The sequence below is a fragment of the Variovorax sp. 22077 genome, from assembly GCF_052044195.1.
GTDB classification, from domain to species: Bacteria; Pseudomonadota; Gammaproteobacteria; order Burkholderiales; family Burkholderiaceae_C; genus Variovorax; species Variovorax atrisoli.
In genome coordinates this window covers 78,504-98,233 of sequence record NZ_JBQEQC010000006.1, presented here as the reverse complement: position 1 = coordinate 98,233, position 19,730 = coordinate 78,504, and the positions used below count along the sequence as shown (strand labels likewise).

The following is a 19,730-nucleotide window of genomic DNA, read 5'->3' as shown; positions in this document are numbered from 1 at the left end:
TCAGATCGGAGTGAGCTTGGCCACCGACAGCGCCAGCCACTTCACGCCGTGTCGCGCGAACTTGACCTGAGCGCGTGCATCGTCGCCGGTGCCCTCGAGCGCGGTCACGGTGCCTTCGCCGAACTTGTTGTGGAACACCTGCATGCCCGAGCGCAGGCCGTGCGAAGGCGCGGTCTTCTGCGGCGGCACGGGCGGGCTGGCGAAGGTGTCCTTGTCGCGGCCTCCGCCCGAACTGCCGCCATAACCGCCACCGTATCCGCCTGAGCCGCCGCGCGTGCTGCCATACCCGCCGCCGTAGCCGAAAGCCGAGGGCGCGAAGCCCTGGTTCTTGGGCGTGAGCCACTTGAGGGCGCCTTCGGGCAGCTCGTCGAAGAAACGGCTCTTGACGTTGTAGCGGGTCTGGCCGTGCAGCATGCGGGTCTGCGAGTGGCTCAGGTACAGGCGCTTGCGGGCACGCGTGATCGCCACGTACATCAGCCGGCGCTCTTCCTCCAGCGCCTCGAAATCGCTCATCGAGTTCTCGTGGGGGAACAGGCCCTCTTCCATGCCGGTGATGAACACGCAGTCGAACTCCAGGCCCTTGGCGGCGTGCACGGTCATGAGCTGCACCGCGTCCTGGCCCGCCTGTGCCTGGTTGTCGCCCGATTCGAGCGCGGCATGCGTGAGGAAGGCGGCCAGCGGACTCAGCGTTTCGCCGGTCTCCGCGTCGGGCGCCAGGGGCTCGTCGAGCACCGGGCGGTTCGGGTCCAGGCCCTGGCTCGCGGGCGACTGGCGCAGTTCGTCCACCGGCAGCGCCACAGCGTCGCGGCCGAAGCCTTCCTGCGTGACGAAGCTCTCGGCCGCGTTCACCAGTTCCTCCAGGTTCTCGATGCGGTCCGCGCCTTCGCGGTCGGCCCTGTAGTGCTCGACGAGCCCGCTGTGGTCGAGCACCAGTTCGATGATCTCGCGCAGGCTCGCGCCCTGGGTCTGCTCGCGCAGCACGTCGATCTTGGCGACGAAGCCCGTGAGGTTCGCACCCGCCTTGCCGCCGACCACGCTCACCGCGTCGTGCAGCGAACGGTTGGCCGCGCGCGCGGCGTCCTGCAGGGTTTCGAGCGTGCGCGCGCCGATGCCGCGCGGTGGGAAGTTGACGACGCGCAGGAAGCTAGTGTCGTCGTCCTTGTTCTCCAGCAGGCGCAGGTAGGCCAGCGCATGCTTGATTTCGGCGCGCTCGAAGAAGCGCAGGCCGCCGTACACACGGTACGGCACCGAGGCGTTGAAGAGCGCGGTTTCGAGCACCCGGCTCTGCGCATTGCTGCGGTAGAGCACAGCCATTTCCTTGCGCTCGTAACCATCGCGCACCAGCTGGCGCATTTCCTCGACCATCCACTGCGCCTCCGCGAGGTCGGTGGGGGCCTCGTACACGCGCACGGGCTCGCCGGGGCCCTGGTCGGTGCGCAGGTTCTTGCCCAGCCGCTTCTTGTTGTGGCCGATTAGCTCGTTGGCGGAATCGAGGATGTTGCTGTAGCTGCGGTAGTTCTGCTCCAGCTTGATCTGGTGGCGCACGTCGAACTCGCGCACGAAGTCGGTCATGTTGCCCACGCGCGCACCGCGGAAGGCATAGATGCTCTGGTCGTCGTCGCCCACGGCGATCACGCTGTTGTGCTCGCCCGGCACGAAGCGGCCCTCGACGGTGTTGCCCGCAAGCATCTTGATCCACGCGTACTGCAGGCGGTTGGTGTCCTGGAACTCGTCGATCAGGATGTGGCGGAAGCGCCGCTGGTAGTGCTCGCGCACCGGTTCGTTGTCGCGAAGCAGCTCGTAGCTGCGAAGCATGAGCTCGCCGAAGTCGACCACGCCCTCGCGCTGGCACTGTTCTTCGTAGAGGCGGTAGAGCTCGACCTTCTTGCGGTCGTCGTCGTTGCGCACCTCGATGGCGTCGGGGCGCAGGCCGTCTTCCTTGGCGCCGGCGATGAACCACTGGGTCTGCTTGGCGGGGAAGCGCTCGTCGTCGACGTTGAACTGCTTCATCAGGCGCTTGATGGCCGAGAGCTGGTCCTGCGTGTCGAGAATCTGAAAGGTGGAAGGCAGGTTGGCGAGCTTCCAGTGCGCACGCAGCAGGCGGTTGCACAGGCCGTGGAAGGTGCCGATCCACATGCCGCGCACGTTGACGGGCAGCATCGCCGTCAGGCGCGTCATCATTTCCTTGGCGGCCTTGTTGGTGAAGGTCACGGCCAGAATGCCGCCGGCGGAGACCTCGCCCGTCTGCAGCAGCCAGGCGATGCGGGTGGTGAGCACGCGCGTCTTGCCGGAGCCGGCGCCTGCCAGGATGAGGGCGTTGCCTTCTGGCAACGTGACCGCGGCGAGTTGCTCCGCGTTCAGATTCTGGAGCAGCGGCAGCGCTGGGGGGTTGGCGTCGGCCGCGGGATCGTTAAACAACATCCTCCGATTGTAGAAACCACGGCGTATGCGGGTTATATGAAGAAGCGGAAGACCTGACTTCGCGAGTCCGCGTAAAATCAATCACCGGGCCCAAGTTTCTTGCGCCCGGTTTTTTGTGGGCGTTTCCTTTGCGAAACGTACTGCAGGAGCCGGCCGGACCAAGCGCTCATTCGTTCCTCTCAACGATTCCTTCCAGGAGCCTGGTCATGCAGATTTTCGATTACGACAACATCCTCCTCCTCCCGCGCAAGTGCCGCGTGGAGAGCCGTTCCGAGTGCGACACCAGCGTCACGCTGGGCGAGCGCTGCTTCCGCCTGCCGGTGGTTCCCGCCAACATGAAGACGGTAGTGGACGAGTCGATCTGCCTGTGGCTGGCGCAGAACGGCTACTTCTACGTGATGCACCGCTTCGACCTCGACAACGTCAAGTTCGTCAAGGACATGCAGGGCAAGGGCGTGTTCGCCTCCATCTCGCTGGGTGTGAAGAAGGCGGACTACGACACCGTCGACCAGCTGGTGGCCCAGGGCCTCGTGCCCGAGTACGTCACGATCGACATCGCGCACGGCCACGCAGACAGCGTGAAGAACATGATCGGCTACCTCAAGCAGAAGCTGCCGAAGACCTTCGTGATCGCCGGCAACGTCGGCACGCCCGAGGCGGTGATCGACCTCGAGAACTGGGGCGCCGACGCGACCAAGGTCGGCATCGGCCCGGGCAAGGTCTGCATCACCAAGCTCAAGACCGGCTTCGGCACGGGCGGCTGGCAGCTGTCGGCGCTCAAGTGGTGCGCCCGCGTGGCGACCAAGCCGATCATTGCCGACGGAGGCATCCGCGACCACGGCGACATCGCCAAGAGCGTGCGATTCGGCGCGTCGATGGTCATGATCGGCTCGCTGTTCGCGGGGCACGAGGAATCGCCCGGCAAGACCGTCGAGGTCGAAGGCAAGCTGTTCAAGGAGTACTACGGCTCGGCCAGCGACTTCAACAAGGGCGAATACAAGCACGTCGAGGGCAAGCGCATCCTCGAACCCATCAAGGGCAAGCTGGCCGATACGCTGATCGAGATGGAGCAGGACGTCCAGAGCTCGATCAGCTACGCGGGCGGCCGCGCGCTGATGGACATCCGCAAGGTCAACTACGTGACGCTCGGCGGCGACAACGCCGGCGAGCACCTGCTGATGTAACTGCCCCCGTCAGGCTTCCAGGAGCTGCACCGCGTGGCGGTGCAGCGAATGCGCCGGATCGGCGAGCGCGTCCACCACGTCGAAGTGGTTGAGCCCTGGGAGCACCTCGCACAGCGGCACGGTGTTGCGGCCCCACGCGTCGCGGATCATGGCGTTGTGGCGGATGAATTCCTCGCTTTCGCTGCCGCCGGCAACCGCATAGAGCTGGCCACGCTTCGGCGCCGGCCACAAGGCAGGACTGGCGCGCAGTACATCGGCGTCGGTCAGCTTGAGCGTGTTCTCGAGGAACGGCGTGCGCTGCAGCGGACGGAGATCGTAGAGGCCCGAGATCGACAGCGCATTGCGCACCAGATGCGCAGGCAGGTCGGGGGCGACTGCCTTCCAGTCGCAGGCCAGCAGCGCTGCCGCCATGTGTCCCCCCGCCGAGTGTCCCGCGACGGTGATCCGCGTCGGATCGCCGCCGTGATCAGCAATGTGGCGCCACGTCCATTCGAGCGCACGCACCATCTGCAGCATGATGCCGGGCACCGTGACCGGCCGCTCGGAAGTTCCGGGGCACAGCGCGTAGTTGGGCTGCACCACGCAGATGCCGCGATCGTTGAAGGCCGGGGCGATGAAGGAATGGTCTTTCTTGTCCATCGCGCGCCAGTAGCCGCCGTGGATGAAGACCAGCACCGGCGCATCAGGCACCGGCGCGGGAAAGATGTCGAGCGTCTCGTTCACGCCCTGGCCGTAGGGCACGTCGATGCGGGCCGGAAGAGCTTCGCGCGCCGCAGCCGATTCCTTCGCCCAGCGCTCGAAATACGCGGGATGGTTCCTGACCCGCGCGAGGTTGTTGTACATGCCTTCCAGCCAGGCGGGGTCGAACGAGGCCATGCAGTCTTTGCTCCGTGTTTCACGAGGCGCGCATCTTGGCACGGCGGCATGCGCCAAAACGGGAGTTCTGGTTAAAATTCGCCTTGCGTTTGGGGGGGTAGCTCAGCTGGGAGAGCGCCGCGTTCGCAATGCGGAGGTCGGGAGTTCGATCCTCCTCCTCTCCACCAACCGACACCGAAAAGGCCTTGGCATCCGCCAGGGCCTTTTCTCTTTTGGCTCAGCTATCGAGCGTCAGATGCTGCCCATGCAGCGCTGCCGCGCCAGGCGACGCGAGGAAAGCGATGGTCTGCGCGGCGACCGATGTCGACACCCATTCGGCGGGGTTCGCATCGGGCATCGCCTGCCGGTTAGCGGGCGTATCGAGCACGCTGGGAGCCACGCTGTTGATGTTGACGCCATGCGGCGCCGCCTCGGCCGCCATGGCCTCCACCAGCCTTTGCAATGCGCTCTTCGATGCGATGTACGCAGCCATGGCCGGTACGCCGCGCGCCGCGACCTTCGCAGTGACGGCGATGACGCTGCCGGAGCGACGCCCGATCATCGAAGGCAGCACCGCCTGCGTCACGGCGACGAACGACCACGCATTGAGATTCATCATGCGGTCCCAGCTTGCGCGGGAGAGCGCGTGAGTCGCCTCTCCCATCTCGAAGCCACCCGCGATGTGCACCAGCGTGTCGATGCGGCCGAAGGACTTGAGCACCTGCTCTGCAAGAGCGGCCATCTCGGTCGTGGAAGTCACGTCGCCGGACAGCAGCAGGTGCTGCGAATTGTCGAGCCCGGGAAACACCTCGGCCAGACGACCCGCGTGGTGATCGACCAGCGCAAGGCGCGCCCCCTGGTCGATGAAGTGCTGGGCCACCGCGCGGCCGAGTGCGCCGGCAGCGCCGGTGATCAAGATATGTGGCGTGGTGCTGGCGTCGCTCATCGAAGTTCTCCTGGGTTGAGGGGCCCTGCCCCATCGGTGATGACGAATCCTAACGCTGCAAGTCACAAATTTTTTGGACAAGCTCGATTTATGGGATATACTCGTGGTCTTGCCAGAAAACACTAAACGTTTTCAACGCAAGGGCTCTTAGCTCAGTTGGTAGAGCAGCGGACTCTTAATCCGTAGGTCGAGTGTTCGAGTCACTCAGGGCCCACCACCAACACCAAAAATAGCGCGGTCTCCGCGCTATTTTTTTGACTAAGCCTCCTCCGATCATTCCGAGGAGGCTTTTTCTTTGCCCGGCCGACATGCGGCTAGGTCACGAGCAAGACTCGGGCGCGCTTTACTGATGACGCACGATCCACTCGTCGACGCAACGCTCCAGCAGATCCCCTCTCTCCACGACTTCGGCGGCCAAGTATTGGCGCGCGTGCGCCTGTGCCAGTTCACTCGACAGGAACCATTGCTCGCGGTCGGGGTTTCCCTGCGGCGGGGGCGCTCCCCAGGCAGCTGTGCCCAGGTAGGCCTCTGTGACCGGCAGGCGCCCGTCGGTCCTGCCGAGTTCCGAGAGCGCATCGCTCACGACGCCAAGGACGATGCGCACCTGCACCACGTCCTCGTCCGCCTCGATCGACGCGCCAAGCCCGCCCTCCTGATGCACCTGCCACAGCTGCGCTGCCGAAGCATTGCGCACCCAGCTCTCCAACGCTCGCTTCAAGCTTTCGAGAATGATTTCTTTGTTCATGAGGAAATATTTCACGATTTACTCCATCAGCTACATGCCGCTTGCCCCGGAGTTACAAGTGGCCTCCATGCGACGTGGCATCTTGCTCCTGCTGTCACGCATCGAACAAGAAAGACCCAGGGATAGCAACTTCGAAGCCGTCAAGGCTCGTTCGGCCCGCTCATGCGGGTATTTTTTTGCGCGATCTACGCCGGCTTCGACTCGCGCCGTCCAACGCCGACGAATGTGCCCGGCTCGGAGCCATGCTTTCGGGCGTAAGCTATATTGCCTCCCATGGAAAAGGCGTCCGACATAGGCAAACCCACCGTCCCCATCGACCTGATCGGGCCGGACCACTGGCCCCGTTCGAAGCGCGGCTCCAATCGAACGACACGAGTCGTCCTGGCGATCGTCGGTGGCCTGGCTGCCGCTGGGGTGATCGCCTATCGATTCTTCGGCATCGGGCGCTGACCAGCGATCTTTCGCACGAACAAGAAAAGCCCGCCGTCCCAAGGACAGCGGGCTTTTTTCATGGGCGCGAGCCAGGAAGACCGTCATTGCTCCGCCTCTATTGCAGCCGCGAGCCCTTGGGCAACCGCTTCGCCAGCCACTCGTGCACGTCCGCGCGGATGTTGCGGCCTTCCAGCAGGAAGTTCTCGTAGCGGCTCGGCACATACGGCAGGTAGACCAGAGGCATGCCTGCTTCCTCCGGCGTGCGCGCAGCCTTGCGGTTGTTGCAGACCGCGCATGCGCTCACGAGGTTGGTCCAGGTCCACGGACCTCCGCGCGATTCGGGCAGCACGTGCTCGCACTGCAGGTCGCGCTCGTGGAAGACGCCTGCGCAGTAAGCACAGGTGTAGCGGTCGCGACGCAGCAGCTTGCTCTTGGTGACGCTCGGAATCACCTCGAAGAGGTTGATCTTCGATGCGCCGCGCAGCGCGATGATCGGCGCGACCTCGATGCGCGACTGCACGCCGCGCGCTACGTTGAATCCACCGCGCAGCGTGGCCAGCGGCTGGTCGCCGTCTTCCCAGGCGACCGAGCCGGTCGCGTAGTGCAACACCGCCTGCTCCAGCGAGATCCAGGCTTGCGGCGTGCCCTGAATATCGAGTTGCAGGACGTGAGGGTGCATGAATCGCCTCCTTTCGCGGCGAAGGTTGCAGGTTTGGTGAATGAAGGAACAAAGCCATGGGGTACGCGAACGGAATCGAACCGTCGTCAGCGGGACCACAACCCGCGGCTCTGCCATTGAGCTACACGCACCGTTAAGAAGAAGCAGCGGATGCCTGTCGGCTCACCACTCGCCGACTGCGCGGACGCGCTGGTCGAGATCGAGTCCGTCGGGCTGCTGCGGCTCGCACCCCGGCTGGCCCTCATCGCCACGGCGTGCTCCGGCGCTGAAACCGAAGCGCCGGGCAAGTGCCAGCATGGTGGTGCGTTCACGCGGCTGCGCCGGGCGCACGGTGATCATCCGGATCGGGGTGTTGCGCTTGCGCATGGTGACTACTCCTTGGTGATGTGACAGCGGAAAAGGAACGAGAAGAATCTGGCCCCACGTGCACGACTCGAACGTGCAACCCCTCGCTTCGTAGGCAAGTGCTCTGATCCATTGAGCTAACGCGGGCGCGTAAGACAAAAAAGTGTCCGGTTACGAGTTCCGGCGCCGCCCAATCTTTGCGGCCGGTTTCCACGGGAGGGCCATCTGCATGGCCCCGTCCCGCTCGGGTTCGGTCATGTCGTCGTTCGAGAAAACGGCAGTCCGCTTTCCATTTCGGTTGTGTCCTCACGCGACGGACAGCACGCTGGGCGCTGTCCCGTACGACGTCGCTGCACAGGAGTGATCAATTCCTGCACATCCCGCCAGACCGTCTACGCGGTGGGCTCTGGCGGTGTGGTGAAGACACACCCGGAATGGCAAACAAGAAACTGCACGACAAAACAAAAAGGCCCGGAACCTTGCGGTTTCCGGGCCTCTGAACGAGAGAGCTTGGAAGGTGTGCGCCTATGCGCAACCTCCACCCGGTAGCACCTGATCCTCGGTTTTTCCAAAACGCAGGCTGGCTGCGGCTTTCGTGGAATACACGTGGCTCTGGTGCTGGTTCGATCGGACCGACGGCATGCCGTCGAAACCACCGCACGCCCAGACGCGCACGAGCGATCGGCCCGATGCGGGACGAATGCTGGTGAGGATCAGTGCGGTGTTCACGATGGTTCCTGAGTCAAAAATTGCCGTTGTCGGCCGTTAGGGGTTGGAAAAAAGGTACGGCTTGGGGCCGCGATTGAAGGCAACTGTAAATAGTGTTTACGACGGCGTCAACAACCGGGACAATCTTTTTTTGTCTTGTTGTTGTTTTTGAACAGTGCCCAATATCACCGTCGCGCGCCGCCGCAATGCGCTTGCACTGCACCGCCGCTTTCTCGAAGAGGCCGTTGCCGCAGGCTTGCCAGCCAAGGGGCTGGACCAGGCGTTCGCGAAGAAGATCGAGATTTCCCCAAGCATGTGGAGCCAGATCAAGAGCTCCCGTCCCATTGGCGACAACCTGGCCAGGCAGATCGAAAGGCACTGCGGCGTCGAGTTCGGCTGGCTCGACGAGGAAGACCGGCCCAGCGAAGTGCCGGACGCGGCGGAGGAGCGCTTCATCGCAGCGGCGCGTGAGGCATGGCGATCGGCCAATGCCAAGGGCAAGAAAGAGCTCAGTGGCTGGCTGAAGAAGCGCGCGCGGGATGCCGCAGCCGGCCGCGACCCCGCGGCCTGAAGAGGATTCAGCCCAGCGCGGGCGCGTTGCGCACGATGGCCGCGCGCATGTCGTCCGGAATGGCGACGGCCCGATGGGTGTCCAGCGACGTGGTCACCAGCACCTGCTGCATCTGCATGCGCACTTCTCCGCTCACCGGCTCGAAGCAGCGCACCTGCAAGGTCAACGAACGGGAACCGAGGCGCTCCACGGCCAGCCCCAGCATCACCTGGTCGCCCATGCGGCTCACCGCTCGGAAGTCGACCTCGAGCTTCACCGTGGGCAGGCCGATGCGCCGCTGCGCCACCAGCCCGTGGTAGCTGAGGCCCAGGCCTGCGTTCACCCAGTCTTCGACGAGGCCGTTGAGCATCACGAAGTACTGCGGATAGAAGACGATGCCCGCCGGATCGCAGTCCGAGAAGCGGATCAGCCGCGGCCTGCAGAACTCGCTGCCCTCGGCCATGCTCAGCCCTCCTCGCTTGCCGGTTCGCCGCGCATCACGTGCACGCGCAGCAGGCCGAGTTGCGTGTGCAGCTGCTTGACGGTCTTCATGTCGAGGCCCGAGAACATCTCGAGGATCCACTGCTCGTGCTCGCTCGCCATGGTCTCGAAGGTACGGCGGCCGGTGGGCGTGAGGCTCACGATCCAGGCGCGGCGGTCGTCGGGGCTCGGCGCGCGGGCGACCATGCCTTCGCGCTCGAGTTCGTCCGTCAGGCCGGTGACATTGCCGCCGGTCACCATCAGGTAGCGCGACAGCACGCGCATCTTCAGCCCGTCCTTGTAGCGGTAGAGCTGCGCCATGTAGTCGAAGCGCGCCAGCGAGATGCCGAAACGCTCGCGCAGGCGGCGGCGGATCTCGGACTCGATCTGCGTGGTGCTGGCCAGCATGCGAAGCCACAGCTTGAGCACCGCGTGGTCGTCGTGGCCGGCGCGGGCCTCGTGGCCCAGTTCTTCCGCATCGCTCAGCACGGCATGCGAGGCGTCGTTGCGTGTGGTCATGTCACTTCTCCCCCTGAAACCGAGATCGACTGGCCGGTGACCGATGCAGCGCCCGCGCCGCACAGCCAGCGCACGGCATCGGCCACTTCGGCCGGCTGCACGATGCGCTTCTGCGGATTGACGCTGGAGAACTCCGCGAGCGCATCGGCCTCGCTGCGCCCGGTCTTGCCGACCACGTTGGCGACGCTGTTGCGCAGGATGTCGGTGTCGGTATAGCCCGGGCACACGGCATTCACCGTGATGCCCTTGCGCGCCACCTCCAGCGCCAGCGAGCGCGTGAGCCCGACCACGCCGTGCTTGGCCGCGGTGTAGGCCGCCACGTAGGCGTAGCCCTTCTGCCCCGCCGTGCTGGCGATGTTGACGATGCGCCCCCAGCCCGCTTCGAGCATGTCCGGCAGCACCGCCTGCGCGCAGAGGAAGCTGCCCGTGAGGTTGACCGACAGCATGCGCTGCCAGAGCTCGAACGAGGTCTTGAGGAAAGGCGCGCTCTCCGCCGCCCCCGCGTTGTTGACGAGCACCGCCACGGGCCCGCGCGCCGCGCGTGCCTCAGCGAACGCCGCCTGCACGGCCTGCGGGTTCGCCACGTCCGCGGCGACGACGCCGTGCCCGCTGCCGGCCAGCGAATCCGCCACCCGCTGCAGCGCCTCGCGGTCACGACCCAGCAATGTCAGCGTGGCGCCTTCGGCAGCCAGCGTGCGGGCGATCTCCGCCCCGATGCCGCGCGCAGCGCCCGTGACGAGGGCGTGCCGGCCAGTCAGTGAATTTGATTGCATACCTGAATGATTTAGTTCTGAACCATTTTAACCGGATGGCCCGGCAAGCCTTGTCAGCGCATGAAACGGCCGCCGTTGAGGTCCAGCGTCGCGCCGGTCATGAAGGCCGCCGCAGGAGAAGCCAGGTAGATCACGGCCGCAGCCACTTCCTCGGCCAGTCCGAAGCGGCCGAGCGGGATGCCGGCCTGCAGTGCCTGCTGCCTCGCCGGCTCCATGGCATTGAGCGCGGGACTGCGGATCGCCGCCGGCGCGAGCGCATTCACCGTCACGCCATGAGGCGCCAGCTCCTGCGCGAACGACCGCGTCAGCGCCAGCAGCCCGGCCTTGCTCGCCGCGTAGTGCACGCCCGTCGCGCTGCTCGCCTGCTGCCCAGCCATCGAACCGAGATTGACGATGCGCCCCTCGCCGCGCTCGCGCATGTGGCGCCCTGCGATGCGGCAGCCGAAGAAGCTGCCGCGCAGGTTGATGGCCAGCACGTCGTCCCACTCCTCGGGCGTGATGTCCCACAGCGAGGTCGATGGCGTACGCGCCGCGTTGTTGACCATGATGTCGACACAGCCGAAATGCGCCACCGCCCTGTCGAAGCACTGGCGGAATGCCGCTTCGTCGCGCACGTCGAGCCGCAGCGCGAGGCCGCCAATCCCGTCGGCCAAGGCCACCGTCGACGACAGCTCGATGTCGGCCAGCGCCACCCGTGCGCCCGCCTGTGCCAGCCCCTTCGCGATGGCCGCGCCCAGGCCCTGCCCCGCTCCCGTCACGAACGCCACACGCCCGGAAAGAGGAAGCTGCGGCGCCAGGCTCGTCATGCTCAGGCCTTCGCGGGCCGGCCGTCCCAGGTCTGCGGCCCCACGCCGCGTTCCCGCAGCTTGAACTTCTGGACCTTGCCGTTCTCGGTGCGCGGCAGGTCGGCCAGCACGTCGATGTACCGCGGCACGGCGAAGTACGGCAGCCGGCCCTCGCAGAAGCGCGCGAGCTCGGAAGGGTCGATGGCCGCGCCATCGCGGGCCACCAGCGCGGCCATCACCTCGTCCTCGGCGAGTTCGGAGCGCACGGGATACACCGCGCACGAAGCCACGCCTGGATGGCTCAGCAGCACCTGCTCGACCTCGAACGAGGAGATGTTCTCCCCGCGCCGCCGGATCGCGTCCTTGATGCGGTCGACGAAGCGGAAGGCCCCGTCCGCATCGCGCACCACGCGGTCGCCGGTGTGGAACCAGAGGTTGCGCCAGGCCTCGACCGTCTTCTCCGGCATGTTGAAGTAGCCGCTCGCGAAGGCATGGGGTTCGTCGGCGCGCAGCAGCAGTTCGCCCGCCTCGCCGGCCGGCAGGGCCACGTCGTCCTCGTCGGCCACGCGCGCCTGGAAACCCGGGCGCAGCCAGCCCATCACGCCGCCGCGCGGCGAATCCGGTGCGGTGGCGATGGCGAAGTTGGTCTCGGTCGAGCCATAGCCCTCCAGCAGCGACACGCCCGTGCGCGCCTTGAACGCGGCTCCGGCGGCGGCCGGCACGCCGGGCCCCAGTCCGATGCGCACGCGGTGGTCACGCTCCCCGCCACCTTCGGGCTGGGCCAGCAGGATCGGCACCATCGCGCCCAGCAGGTAGACCACAGTCGCCCCGCTCGCGCGCATCGTCGGCCAGAAGCCCGACGCCGAGAAGCGCGTCTCGAACACGACCTGCGAGCCCGTCAGAGCGGCCTGGGCGAAGGTGTTGAGCGCGTTGATGTGGAAGAGCGGCAGCGTGGTGCAAAGCACGTCGTCGGCGCCCACGCCGAGCACCTCCGCGCTGTTCACCCCCCACCAGAAATACTGTGCGTGCGGGCAGACCACGCCCTTGGCGGGCCCGGTCGTGCCCGAGGTGTAGAGGATCGCGAGTGCGTCGCCGGGCTGCACGGGTGCCGGCTCGACGGGTTCTCCATGCGCGGGATACGCCACGACGCGCACGCCCGCAGGCGCCTGCCAGGCACCCGAGGCGATCTCGCCGACGACCCAGATCTCCCGCAGCGCGGTGCGCCCCAGGTCCGCCGCCGCGAGCCGTTCCAGGAAGGCGCCTTCGATCACCAGCAGCTTCGCCTCGCTGTTCGCGAGGAAGTATTCGATCTGCGGCCCCATCGACGCCGTATTGACCGGCACCGTCGACGCCCCCAGCCATCCCGCGCCCAGGAAGCTCTCGAGGAACTCGACGCGGTTGCCGCACATCACCGCGATGCGATCGCCGCGCAACACGCCGGCCGCCGCCAGCGCGCCGGCCCGCGCCGCCGCGACGCGGGCCGCATCGCGATGCGTCCACTCGCTCCCCGCGATCTTCAGCAGCGCGCGCGAGCCGAACAGCCCGGCCTGCCGCTGCAGCATCGCCGGCAGCGTGCGCTGCGCGGGCGGCACGGCGCGGGGTTCAGTCGTCATCGTGCGTGCCCCCGCCGAGGTAGGTCGCCTGCACCCGCGAGTCGCTCGCCAGTTCGGCGGAGGCCCCGGAGAGCGCGATCTCGCCCGTCTCCAGCACATAGCCGTGGTCGGAGCTTTCGAGCGCGGCGCGCGCGTTCTGCTCCACCAGCAGGATCGACACGCCGTCCTCCCGCAGCTTGCGCACGATCGCCAGGATGTCGCGCACGATCAGCGGCGCCAGGCCGAGGCTTGGCTCGTCGAGCATCAGCAGGCGTGGCGCCGACATCAGCGCGCGGCCCACGGCCAGCATCTGGCGCTCGCCGCCCGAGAGCGTGTCGGCGCGCTGCGAGCGGCGTTCGGCCAGACGCGGAAAGCGGTCGTATACCGACTGCAGCCGCTTCTTCATCGCATCGCCGCGCAGCCGCTTGGCGAATGCGCCGAGCTGCAGGTTGTCGAGCACGGTGAGCTCGCCGAAGAGCTCTCGCTTCTCGGGCACGAGGCACAGGCCGCGCTCCACGCGCGCCTCCACGTCCAGCCCCTGCAGGTCCTCGCCCTCGAAGCGCAGCGTGCCCCTGCACGGCAGCAGGCCCATGGCGGCGGCCAGCAGCGTGGTCTTGCCCGCGCCGTTGGGGCCGATCACCGAGATGATCTGGCCCGGCTGAAGGTCGAGCGACACACCGCGTACCGCCTCCACCTGTCCATAGGAGACATGCAGGTCGCCGATCTCGAGCATCGCTGTCATACCGACACCCCCATGCTCGTCGCTTCGTGTACTTCACGCGCCCCCTGACGGGGGTCCGTGCCTTCGGGCGGTCGTGGGGCGCTCATACGACGCTCCCCAGGTAGGCCGCCTGAACGCGCTCGTCGGCACGCACCGCCGACGGCACGCCCTCCACGAGCTTGGAGCCGAAATTCATCACCACCAGCCGATCCACCAGTTTCATCACGAAGTCCATGTCGTGTTCCACGATGAGGATGGTCACGCCTTCCTCGCGCAGCTTGCGCAGAAGGTCGCCGAGCGCCATCTTCTCCTTGCGCCGCAGCCCGGCCGCGGGCTCGTCGAGCACCAGCAACACCGGGTCGGCGGCCAGCGCGCGAGCGATCTCCAGGATGCGCTGCGTGCCCAGCGGCAGGCTGCCCGCCTGCTCGTGCGCGCGGTCGCCCAGGCCGATGCGGTCGAGCTGGCGCTGTGCTTCCTGCAGGATCTGCTGCTCTTCCGTGCGATCGAGCCGCAGGCCCGCCTTCAGGATGCCCGAGCGCGTGCGCGAATGCGCACCCAGCGCCACGTTGTCGAGCAGGCTCATGTGCGGGCGCAGCTTCACGTGCTGGAAGGTGCGCGCCAGCCCCAGCCGCGCCACCTCGCGCTGCGGCATGCCGGCGATGTCGTGCTCGAGGAAGCGCACCTGGCCCGAGCTCATCGGCAGCGTGCAGGTCAGCAGATTGAACATGGTCGACTTGCCCGCGCCGTTCGGCCCGATCAGCCCGACGATCTCGCCGGCCTTCACGTCGAAGCTCACGTCGTTCACCGCCACGAGGCCGCCGAAGCGCTTGACCGCGCCGTTCACCGACAGCACGGGCGAGCCGCGCGCGGGCAGCGTGCGGTTGGGCAGCGGTTCGACTGCGGGCCCTTCGTGGCGCGAAGGCCCGCGCGCGCCGGCGCGGCGTCGCGTCCAGCGGCGCAGCAGCCCCATCACGCCACCGCGCGCGAAGTGCAGCAGCAGGATGAAGAGCGCGGCAAAGGCCACCGCCTCCAGCTGGCCGGCGCGCTGCGTGAGCATCGGCAGCACGTCCTGCAGGCCGTTCTTCAGCACCAGCACCAGCGCGGCACCCACGAGCGCTCCGCCCAGCTGGCCCAGGCCGCCGGCCACCGCCATCAGCAAGTACTCGATGCTGGCGCGCACGTCGAAGGGCGACGGACTCACGAAGCGGTTCATGTGCGCGTAGAGCCAGCCCGCCAGCCCCGCGAGCAGCGCCGCGGTGACGAACAGCGAGAGCCGCACGCGATATGCATCGGCGCCCACGCTCGCCAGCAGCGTCGCACCGCCGCGCAGCCCGCGGATGGCACGCCCCGGCCGAGACTGCAGCAGGTTGTGGCTGAACAGGCAGGCCAGGCCCACCACCGTCCAGATCAGGAAGTACATCGCACGCGGATCGGCCAGCGACCAGCCCGCGATCTGCAGCGCCGGTATGTTCGACAGGCCCGTGTGCCGGCCCAGGCCATCCACGTTGCCGAACAGCATCGCGATGGAGAGCCCCCAGGCGATGGTGCTCAGCGGCAGGAAGTGCCCGCCCAGCCGCAGCGTGAGCATGCCGATGGCCAATGCCGACAGCCCCGTGAGCAGCAGCGCGAACAACAGCCCGAGCCAGGGCGACATGCCCTGCGTGGTGGTGAGCCACGCGGTCGCGTAGGCCGCGATGCCCACGAAGGCCGCCTGCCCGAAGGAGGTGGCGCCGCCCACGCCGGTCAGCAGCACCAGCCCCAGCGCCACGAGCGCGCCGATGCCGATGTCGTTGAGCAGCGAGACGGTGAAGCTGCCCGCGAACACCGGCACCAGCGCCAGCACCACGACCAGCCCGGCGATCCACGCCATGCGCTTGCGATTGCCGTTCATTCGTCCACCTCGTCTTCTTCCTCTTCGGCATGCGCGGCCGCGAAGGAGCGCAGCATCAGCACCGGGATCAGCAGGCTGAACACGATCACGTCCTTCAGTGCGCCGCTCCAGAACGAGGCGAAGCTCTCCACCACGCCGACCGCGAGCGCGCCCACGGCCGTCATCGGGTAGCTCACGAGCCCGCCGATGATCGCGGCCACGAAGGCCTTCAGGCCGATGATGAAACCCGAGTCGTAATACATCGTCGTCACCGGCGCAATCAGCACGCCGATCAGGCCCGCCAGCAGCGAGGCGCAGCCGTACGCCAGCAGCGCCGTGCGCACCGGCCGGATGCCGACCAGCCGCGCGCCCACGCGGTTCACCGCCGTCGCGCGCAGCGCCTTGCCGGCCACCGTGCGCTCGAACACCAGGAAGAACAGCCCGCTCAGCACGATGGCCGCCCCCACCATCAGCACCACCTGGCCGCTGACTGTGAAGCCCTCGCCCAGCGTGAACACGGCGCTGGTCAGCGGCGTGGTGCGCGAGCCCTCGGGCCCGAAGAACAGCAGGCCCAGGCCCGACAGCAGGAAGTGCAGCGCGAGCGACACGATCAGCAGCACCAGCACCGAGGCATCGGCGATCGGCTGGAAAACCACCCGCGCCAGCAGCGGCGCGATGGGCACCACCAGCAGAACCGCCACCGCGATGTGCACCGCCACCGGCACGCCGGGCCGGGCTGCGAGCCACGCCAGCGCGCAAGGAATGGCGGGCAGCACGCCCCAGGTCAGCACCGCCTTCGGAATGCGCGCGGTCTCGCCGCGCCGCACCAGGCTGCCGATCTCGGTGGCAAGCGCCAGCGCAGCGAGCACCGCGACCATGCCGATCGTCGGCGGCACGCGGCCGGTCTCGAAGGCCGCGAGCGACAGCGCCGCGAAGGCCGCGATGTCGCCGAAGGGCACGAACACCACCCGCGTGACCGAGAAGATCAGCACCAGCCCGAGGCCGGCCAGCAGGTAGATGGCACCGTTGGCGAGGCCGTCGGTGATGAGGATGAGGGCCACGTCCCAGGTCATCGCGCGGCCCTCCGCAGAGTCGAAGGCAGGAGGTTCAAGGTGCGAGCTTCCATTGGCCGTTGTCGAGCTTGACGATCACCCGGGCGCGTTCATCCACGCCGTAGAGGCTGCCGGGCTTGAAGGTGTAGACGCCGTGCGTGCCCACCACTTCCTTGGTGCTGAAGATGGCGTCGCGCAGCGCCACGCGGAACTCGGGCGTGCCCGGCTCGGCCTTCTTCATCGCGCGCGATGCCGCGTCGGCGAACACCAGCCAGCCGTCGAAGGAATAGGCAGAGAAGGCATCGCTGGTCGGTGCGTTGTTGACCTTCTGGAAGACGGCACGGAAGTCGGTCGCGATCTTCTTCGTCGGGTAGTCGGCCGGCAGCTGCTCGGCGACGATCACCGGGCCCGTCGGCATCAGCGCGTTCTGGCCGGCAGCACCGACCACGCGCACGAAGTCGGGGTTGATGAGGCCGTGCTGGCCGTACACGCCGCCCTTGAAGCCGCGCTCCTGCAGCGCCAGGAAAGGCAGCGCGCCGGGCGTGCCGGCGCCGCCGGTCATCACCGCGTCGGGGCGCAGCGCCACGATCTTCAGCACCTGGCCGGTCACCGAGGCGTCGGAGCGCGCGTAGCGCTCGTTGCTCACCACCTTGATTCCGGCGGCGGGCGCGGCCTTCATCAGCGCCTCGTATACCAGGTCGCCCCAGGCATCGGAGAAACCGATGTAGCCCACGGTCTTCACGTTGTTGCGCTTCATGCGCTCGACCACCGCGTCGATCATCAACTGCGTGGGCTGGGCCACCGTCATCACCCAGGGGTTGTCGTTGGCGTCCAGCAGGATGGGCGTGAGGCCGATCAGGGGCGTCTTCGCTTCCTTGCCGACCTGCGCCATCGCGATGGCGGCGGGCACGCCGGAAGTGCCCATGAGCACGTCGACCTTCTCCTCCTCGATCAGCTTGCGCGCGTTGCGCCCGGCCGTGGTCGGGTCGGAACCGTCGTCGAGCACGACGAGCTGGATCTTGCGGCCGTTCACCTCGGGCTTGTAGGCCAGCGCGGCCTGCATGCCCTTGGCATAGGGCACGCCCAGCGAGGAATTCGGCCCCGACAGCGACACGCTCAGGCCGACCTTGAGGTCGGCGGCGATGGCGCTGGCAATGCCACAGGCGGTCAGCGCGGCGGCAAGGGCACCGCGCGTCAAGGTCTGCATCAGGCTCTTCATGTCGTAGCTCCGGTGAGGATGGTTGGAATGGACAGAGGTGGGTGGGTAACTCGTGCGATCAGATGAACAGCTGGATGGCCGGCAAGGCTCGCTCCGCATTGAGCAGGTCGACGCGCTTCTCGCGGATCAGCCATCCCGTCGATGTGCGAACGAGGTGGTGGCGCGCCGTACCGCTGAGCAGCAGCTGGCCTTCGCCGCGCGCCTCGACATAGAGGAACGGCGTGCGCAGCCACGCTTCGTCGCCCTCCTCGCGCTCGATGCGCGAGGGCTGCAGCACATGCTGGCTGTGGCTTGCGGGGTGCTGCGAATGCGCGCGCGGGTTCTTCAGACGCTCCACGCGCAGCTGCAGCAGAAGCCGGTCCTCGTAGGCCAGCGAGTTGTGAGAGAACGGATCGGCCTGCGCCGCGCCGAGCAGCGGCACCCAGTAATGGCCGTCCTCGGAGAACAGGGCCAGCCAGTCGTCGAAGCGGCGTTCGTCGAGCAGCGCCGCCTCGTGGGCGACGAAATCGCGCGGGTCCGTCATGCCGTGGCCTCCATGCCCGCCGCCATGGCCTTCGCCCAGGCGCGGAACTGGTTGCGCATCAGCAGCTCGTTGGTGCCGTTGGTGGTGATCGTGGCCTGCTGCTTCTCGGCCGGATCGAAGTTGCGATGCAGGCTCACCCATTCGTTGCCGCCGGCACGCAGGCCCTGCTGGATGCTCTCGAACAGGTGCACGTCGTCGTGCGCGACCACCGACATCGGCGAGAACACCAGCCGGTTGTAGCTCATGGCCCGCTCGAAGAGCAGCGCAGGCGCGCCGGCGGCGCTGAAGCTCCAGGCCTCGATCAGCGTGCGGTCGGCCGCCAGCGGGCGGATCACGCGGATGGCCAGCGGCGAGCCCTTGACCGACAGGCTCGGGAAGAAGACCGAGTTCTGCGGCGAGCGCTGAAGAATCTCGGCCGCACGCGCCTCACCGTGCGCGGCGCGCAAGGCGGCTTCGTATTCGGGCAGCTGCGCGTAATTGGAGTGGATGCTGAAGTTCACCCCCAGCACGCTGTGCCCGTTGGCGAACACGCGTCCGCCCATCCGGTCGAAGAACTCATAGCCCGAGCCGAAGGGCAGGATCTGCTCCATCGCCATCGGCTTGGGGTCGGTGGGCGCATGGCCCTCCCACAGCGCCTCGGCCGCCTTGGTGGCCGACTCGTGCGTGGACATCGGATGCACCGTGTCGTTGATGTTCTCCAGGTACATCTTCCAGTTGCAGTGGACGATGTTGCGCAGCACGCCGCCGCCCACCGTGAGCTTGCCTTCGGGCGAACGGTCGACCATGTTGTCGATGGCGCCCAGCACCTCGCCGAAGTACTCGTCGAACGAAGGGCCGGTGTCGGAGAGCCGCACGAACACGAAGTCGCGGTACACCTTCACGTTCTTCACCACCGAGAGCCCCTGCCCCGACTCGCAGGCCTTGAGCTGCGTGCCCTCGTAGCCGTTCTTCAGCGGCAGGCCGAGCGGCGCGCCGTCGAGCTTGTAGGTCCAGGCGTGATACGGGCAGCGGAAGAAGCGGCCGGTGTTGCCGCACTCGTCCGTCACCAGCTGCGTGCCCTTGTGGGCGCAGCGGTTGTAGAGCACGTGCACATCGCCATCGGGCTGGCGCACCATGAGCAGCGGCCGCCCGGCGATCTCCTGCGTCACGAAGTCGCCGGGCTGCGGCATCTGGCTCGCATGGCCCAGGAAGACCCAGGTGCCGGCGAAAAGGTGCTCCTGCTCCAGCGCGAAAAGCTCCTCGCTGAGGTACAGGTCGCGGTGGACCCGGTCGTCCTGCACCAGCGCCGCGACGAGATCGGGGCGATTGCGATAAGTGTTCATGGACTTACT

Annotated in this window: 21 protein-coding genes and 4 tRNA genes; 5 read left to right on the top strand and 20 right to left on the bottom strand. The window is 67.2% G+C overall.

Annotated features, from left to right (window positions below; translation table 11 throughout):
• Positions 1–2,421 carry a UvrD-helicase domain-containing protein gene (locus ACTJLF_RS10500; protein WP_440883037.1) on the bottom strand — a complete coding sequence of 807 codons (2,421 nt, stop codon included), beginning with the start codon at positions 2,419–2,421 and terminating at the stop codon, positions 1–3.
• 206 nt (positions 2,422–2,627) lie between these two features.
• On the opposite strand from ACTJLF_RS10500, the gene ACTJLF_RS10495 reads away from it, so the two are divergent.
• Positions 2,628–3,605 carry a GMP reductase gene (locus ACTJLF_RS10495; protein WP_126185422.1) on the top strand — a complete coding sequence of 326 codons (978 nt, stop codon included), beginning with the start codon at positions 2,628–2,630 and terminating at the stop codon, positions 3,603–3,605.
• 9 nt (positions 3,606–3,614) lie between these two features.
• Here the strand turns inward: ACTJLF_RS10495 and ACTJLF_RS10490 are convergent, their stop codons facing one another.
• Positions 3,615–4,481: an alpha/beta hydrolase gene (locus ACTJLF_RS10490; protein WP_440883036.1), complete on the bottom strand. Its 867-nt coding sequence runs from the start codon at positions 4,479–4,481 to the stop codon at positions 3,615–3,617.
• Positions 4,482–4,572: 91 nt separating this feature from the next.
• On the opposite strand from ACTJLF_RS10490, the gene ACTJLF_RS10485 reads away from it, so the two are divergent.
• Positions 4,573–4,648 (top strand) — tRNA-Ala (locus ACTJLF_RS10485).
• 50 nt (positions 4,649–4,698) lie between these two features.
• Here the strand turns inward: ACTJLF_RS10485 and ACTJLF_RS10480 are convergent.
• Positions 4,699–5,406 carry an SDR family NAD(P)-dependent oxidoreductase gene (locus tag ACTJLF_RS10480; protein ID WP_126185420.1) on the bottom strand — a complete coding sequence of 236 codons (708 nt, stop codon included), beginning with the start codon at positions 5,404–5,406 and terminating at the stop codon, positions 4,699–4,701.
• Positions 5,407–5,547: 141 nt separating this feature from the next.
• Between ACTJLF_RS10480 and ACTJLF_RS10475 the strand changes: the two genes are divergently transcribed.
• Positions 5,548–5,623: transfer RNA gene (locus ACTJLF_RS10475), tRNA-Lys, on the top strand.
• Between the two features lie 126 nt (positions 5,624–5,749).
• Here ACTJLF_RS10475 and ACTJLF_RS10470 read toward each other — a convergent pair.
• Positions 5,750–6,166, bottom strand: a complete 417-nt coding sequence (locus tag ACTJLF_RS10470; RefSeq protein WP_440883035.1) for a hypothetical protein — start codon at positions 6,164–6,166, stop codon at positions 5,750–5,752.
• 258 nt (positions 6,167–6,424) lie between these two features.
• Between ACTJLF_RS10470 and ACTJLF_RS10465 the strand changes: the two genes are divergently transcribed.
• Positions 6,425–6,601, top strand: coding sequence for a hypothetical protein (locus tag ACTJLF_RS10465; RefSeq protein ID WP_019654686.1), 177 nt, complete (start codon positions 6,425–6,427; stop codon positions 6,599–6,601).
• Between the two features lie 97 nt (positions 6,602–6,698).
• On the opposite strand, the gene ACTJLF_RS10460 is transcribed toward ACTJLF_RS10465, so the two are convergent.
• The 5 genes from ACTJLF_RS10460 to ACTJLF_RS10440 form a co-directional block, all read right to left on the bottom strand.
• On the bottom strand, positions 6,699–7,262 hold the full coding sequence (locus tag ACTJLF_RS10460) for an HNH endonuclease (protein ID WP_019654685.1): 564 nt from the start codon (positions 7,260–7,262) through the stop codon (positions 6,699–6,701).
• 57 nt (positions 7,263–7,319) lie between these two features.
• Positions 7,320–7,393: transfer RNA gene (locus ACTJLF_RS10455), tRNA-His, on the bottom strand.
• A gap of 31 nt (positions 7,394–7,424) precedes the next feature.
• Positions 7,425–7,628 carry a short-chain dehydrogenase gene (locus tag ACTJLF_RS10450; protein WP_440883034.1) on the bottom strand — a complete coding sequence of 68 codons (204 nt, stop codon included), beginning with the start codon at positions 7,626–7,628 and terminating at the stop codon, positions 7,425–7,427.
• Positions 7,629–7,677: 49 nt separating this feature from the next.
• Positions 7,678–7,754 (bottom strand) — tRNA-Arg (locus tag ACTJLF_RS10445).
• Between the two features lie 378 nt (positions 7,755–8,132).
• Positions 8,133–8,336: a hypothetical protein gene (locus tag ACTJLF_RS10440; RefSeq protein ID WP_126185418.1), complete on the bottom strand. Its 204-nt coding sequence runs from the start codon at positions 8,334–8,336 to the stop codon at positions 8,133–8,135.
• Between the two features lie 154 nt (positions 8,337–8,490).
• Between ACTJLF_RS10440 and ACTJLF_RS10435 the strand changes: the two genes are divergently transcribed.
• A complete protein-coding gene (locus tag ACTJLF_RS10435; protein ID WP_440883033.1) occupies positions 8,491–8,886 on the top strand; it encodes a hypothetical protein in 396 nt (131 codons plus the stop codon).
• Positions 8,887–8,893: 7 nt separating this feature from the next.
• Here ACTJLF_RS10435 and ACTJLF_RS10430 read toward each other — a convergent pair whose 3' ends face one another.
• From ACTJLF_RS10430 to ACTJLF_RS10380, 11 genes are all read right to left on the bottom strand, one after another.
• The gene (locus tag ACTJLF_RS10430) at positions 8,894–9,328 is read right to left on the bottom strand and encodes an acyl-CoA thioesterase (protein WP_440883032.1); all 435 of its coding nucleotides are present in this window, start codon (positions 9,326–9,328) and stop codon (positions 8,894–8,896) included.
• Between the two features lie 2 nt (positions 9,329–9,330).
• Positions 9,331–9,864, bottom strand: a complete 534-nt coding sequence (locus tag ACTJLF_RS10425) for a MarR family winged helix-turn-helix transcriptional regulator (RefSeq protein ID WP_132754666.1) — start codon at positions 9,862–9,864, stop codon at positions 9,331–9,333.
• Positions 9,861–10,637 (bottom strand): SDR family NAD(P)-dependent oxidoreductase, encoded by a 777-nt coding sequence (locus ACTJLF_RS10420; protein WP_440883031.1) that lies wholly within the window; start codon positions 10,635–10,637, stop codon positions 9,861–9,863. Before ACTJLF_RS10420 ends, ACTJLF_RS10425 begins: the two co-directional genes overlap by 4 nt.
• A gap of 53 nt (positions 10,638–10,690) precedes the next feature.
• Entirely contained in the window at positions 10,691–11,443 is a 753-nt protein-coding gene (locus ACTJLF_RS10415; RefSeq protein ID WP_440883030.1) for an SDR family NAD(P)-dependent oxidoreductase, read from the bottom strand.
• Between the two features lie 2 nt (positions 11,444–11,445).
• A complete protein-coding gene (locus ACTJLF_RS10410) occupies positions 11,446–13,035 on the bottom strand; it encodes an ATP-dependent acyl-CoA ligase (RefSeq protein ID WP_132754672.1) in 1,590 nt (529 codons plus the stop codon).
• Positions 13,025–13,756, bottom strand: coding sequence for an ABC transporter ATP-binding protein (locus tag ACTJLF_RS10405; protein WP_019654677.1), 732 nt, complete (start codon positions 13,754–13,756; stop codon positions 13,025–13,027). Before ACTJLF_RS10405 ends, ACTJLF_RS10410 begins: the two co-directional genes overlap by 11 nt.
• Before the next feature lie 82 nt (positions 13,757–13,838).
• Positions 13,839–15,626, bottom strand: a complete 1,788-nt coding sequence (locus tag ACTJLF_RS10400; protein ID WP_019654676.1) for a branched-chain amino acid ABC transporter ATP-binding protein/permease — start codon at positions 15,624–15,626, stop codon at positions 13,839–13,841.
• Positions 15,623–16,678 carry a branched-chain amino acid ABC transporter permease gene (locus ACTJLF_RS10395; protein ID WP_440883029.1) on the bottom strand — a complete coding sequence of 352 codons (1,056 nt, stop codon included), beginning with the start codon at positions 16,676–16,678 and terminating at the stop codon, positions 15,623–15,625. The genes ACTJLF_RS10400 and ACTJLF_RS10395 overlap by 4 nt, the downstream gene beginning before the upstream one ends.
• 34 nt (positions 16,679–16,712) lie before the next feature.
• Positions 16,713–17,876, bottom strand: coding sequence for an ABC transporter substrate-binding protein (locus ACTJLF_RS10390; RefSeq protein WP_019654674.1), 1,164 nt, complete (start codon positions 17,874–17,876; stop codon positions 16,713–16,715).
• 58 nt (positions 17,877–17,934) lie between these two features.
• Positions 17,935–18,399, bottom strand: a complete 465-nt coding sequence (locus ACTJLF_RS10385; RefSeq protein WP_132754678.1) for an aromatic-ring-hydroxylating dioxygenase subunit beta — start codon at positions 18,397–18,399, stop codon at positions 17,935–17,937.
• The gene (locus ACTJLF_RS10380) at positions 18,396–19,721 is read right to left on the bottom strand and encodes an aromatic ring-hydroxylating dioxygenase subunit alpha (RefSeq protein ID WP_440883028.1); all 1,326 of its coding nucleotides are present in this window, start codon (positions 19,719–19,721) and stop codon (positions 18,396–18,398) included. Before ACTJLF_RS10380 ends, ACTJLF_RS10385 begins: the two co-directional genes overlap by 4 nt.
• Positions 19,722–19,730 lie beyond the last annotated feature (9 nt).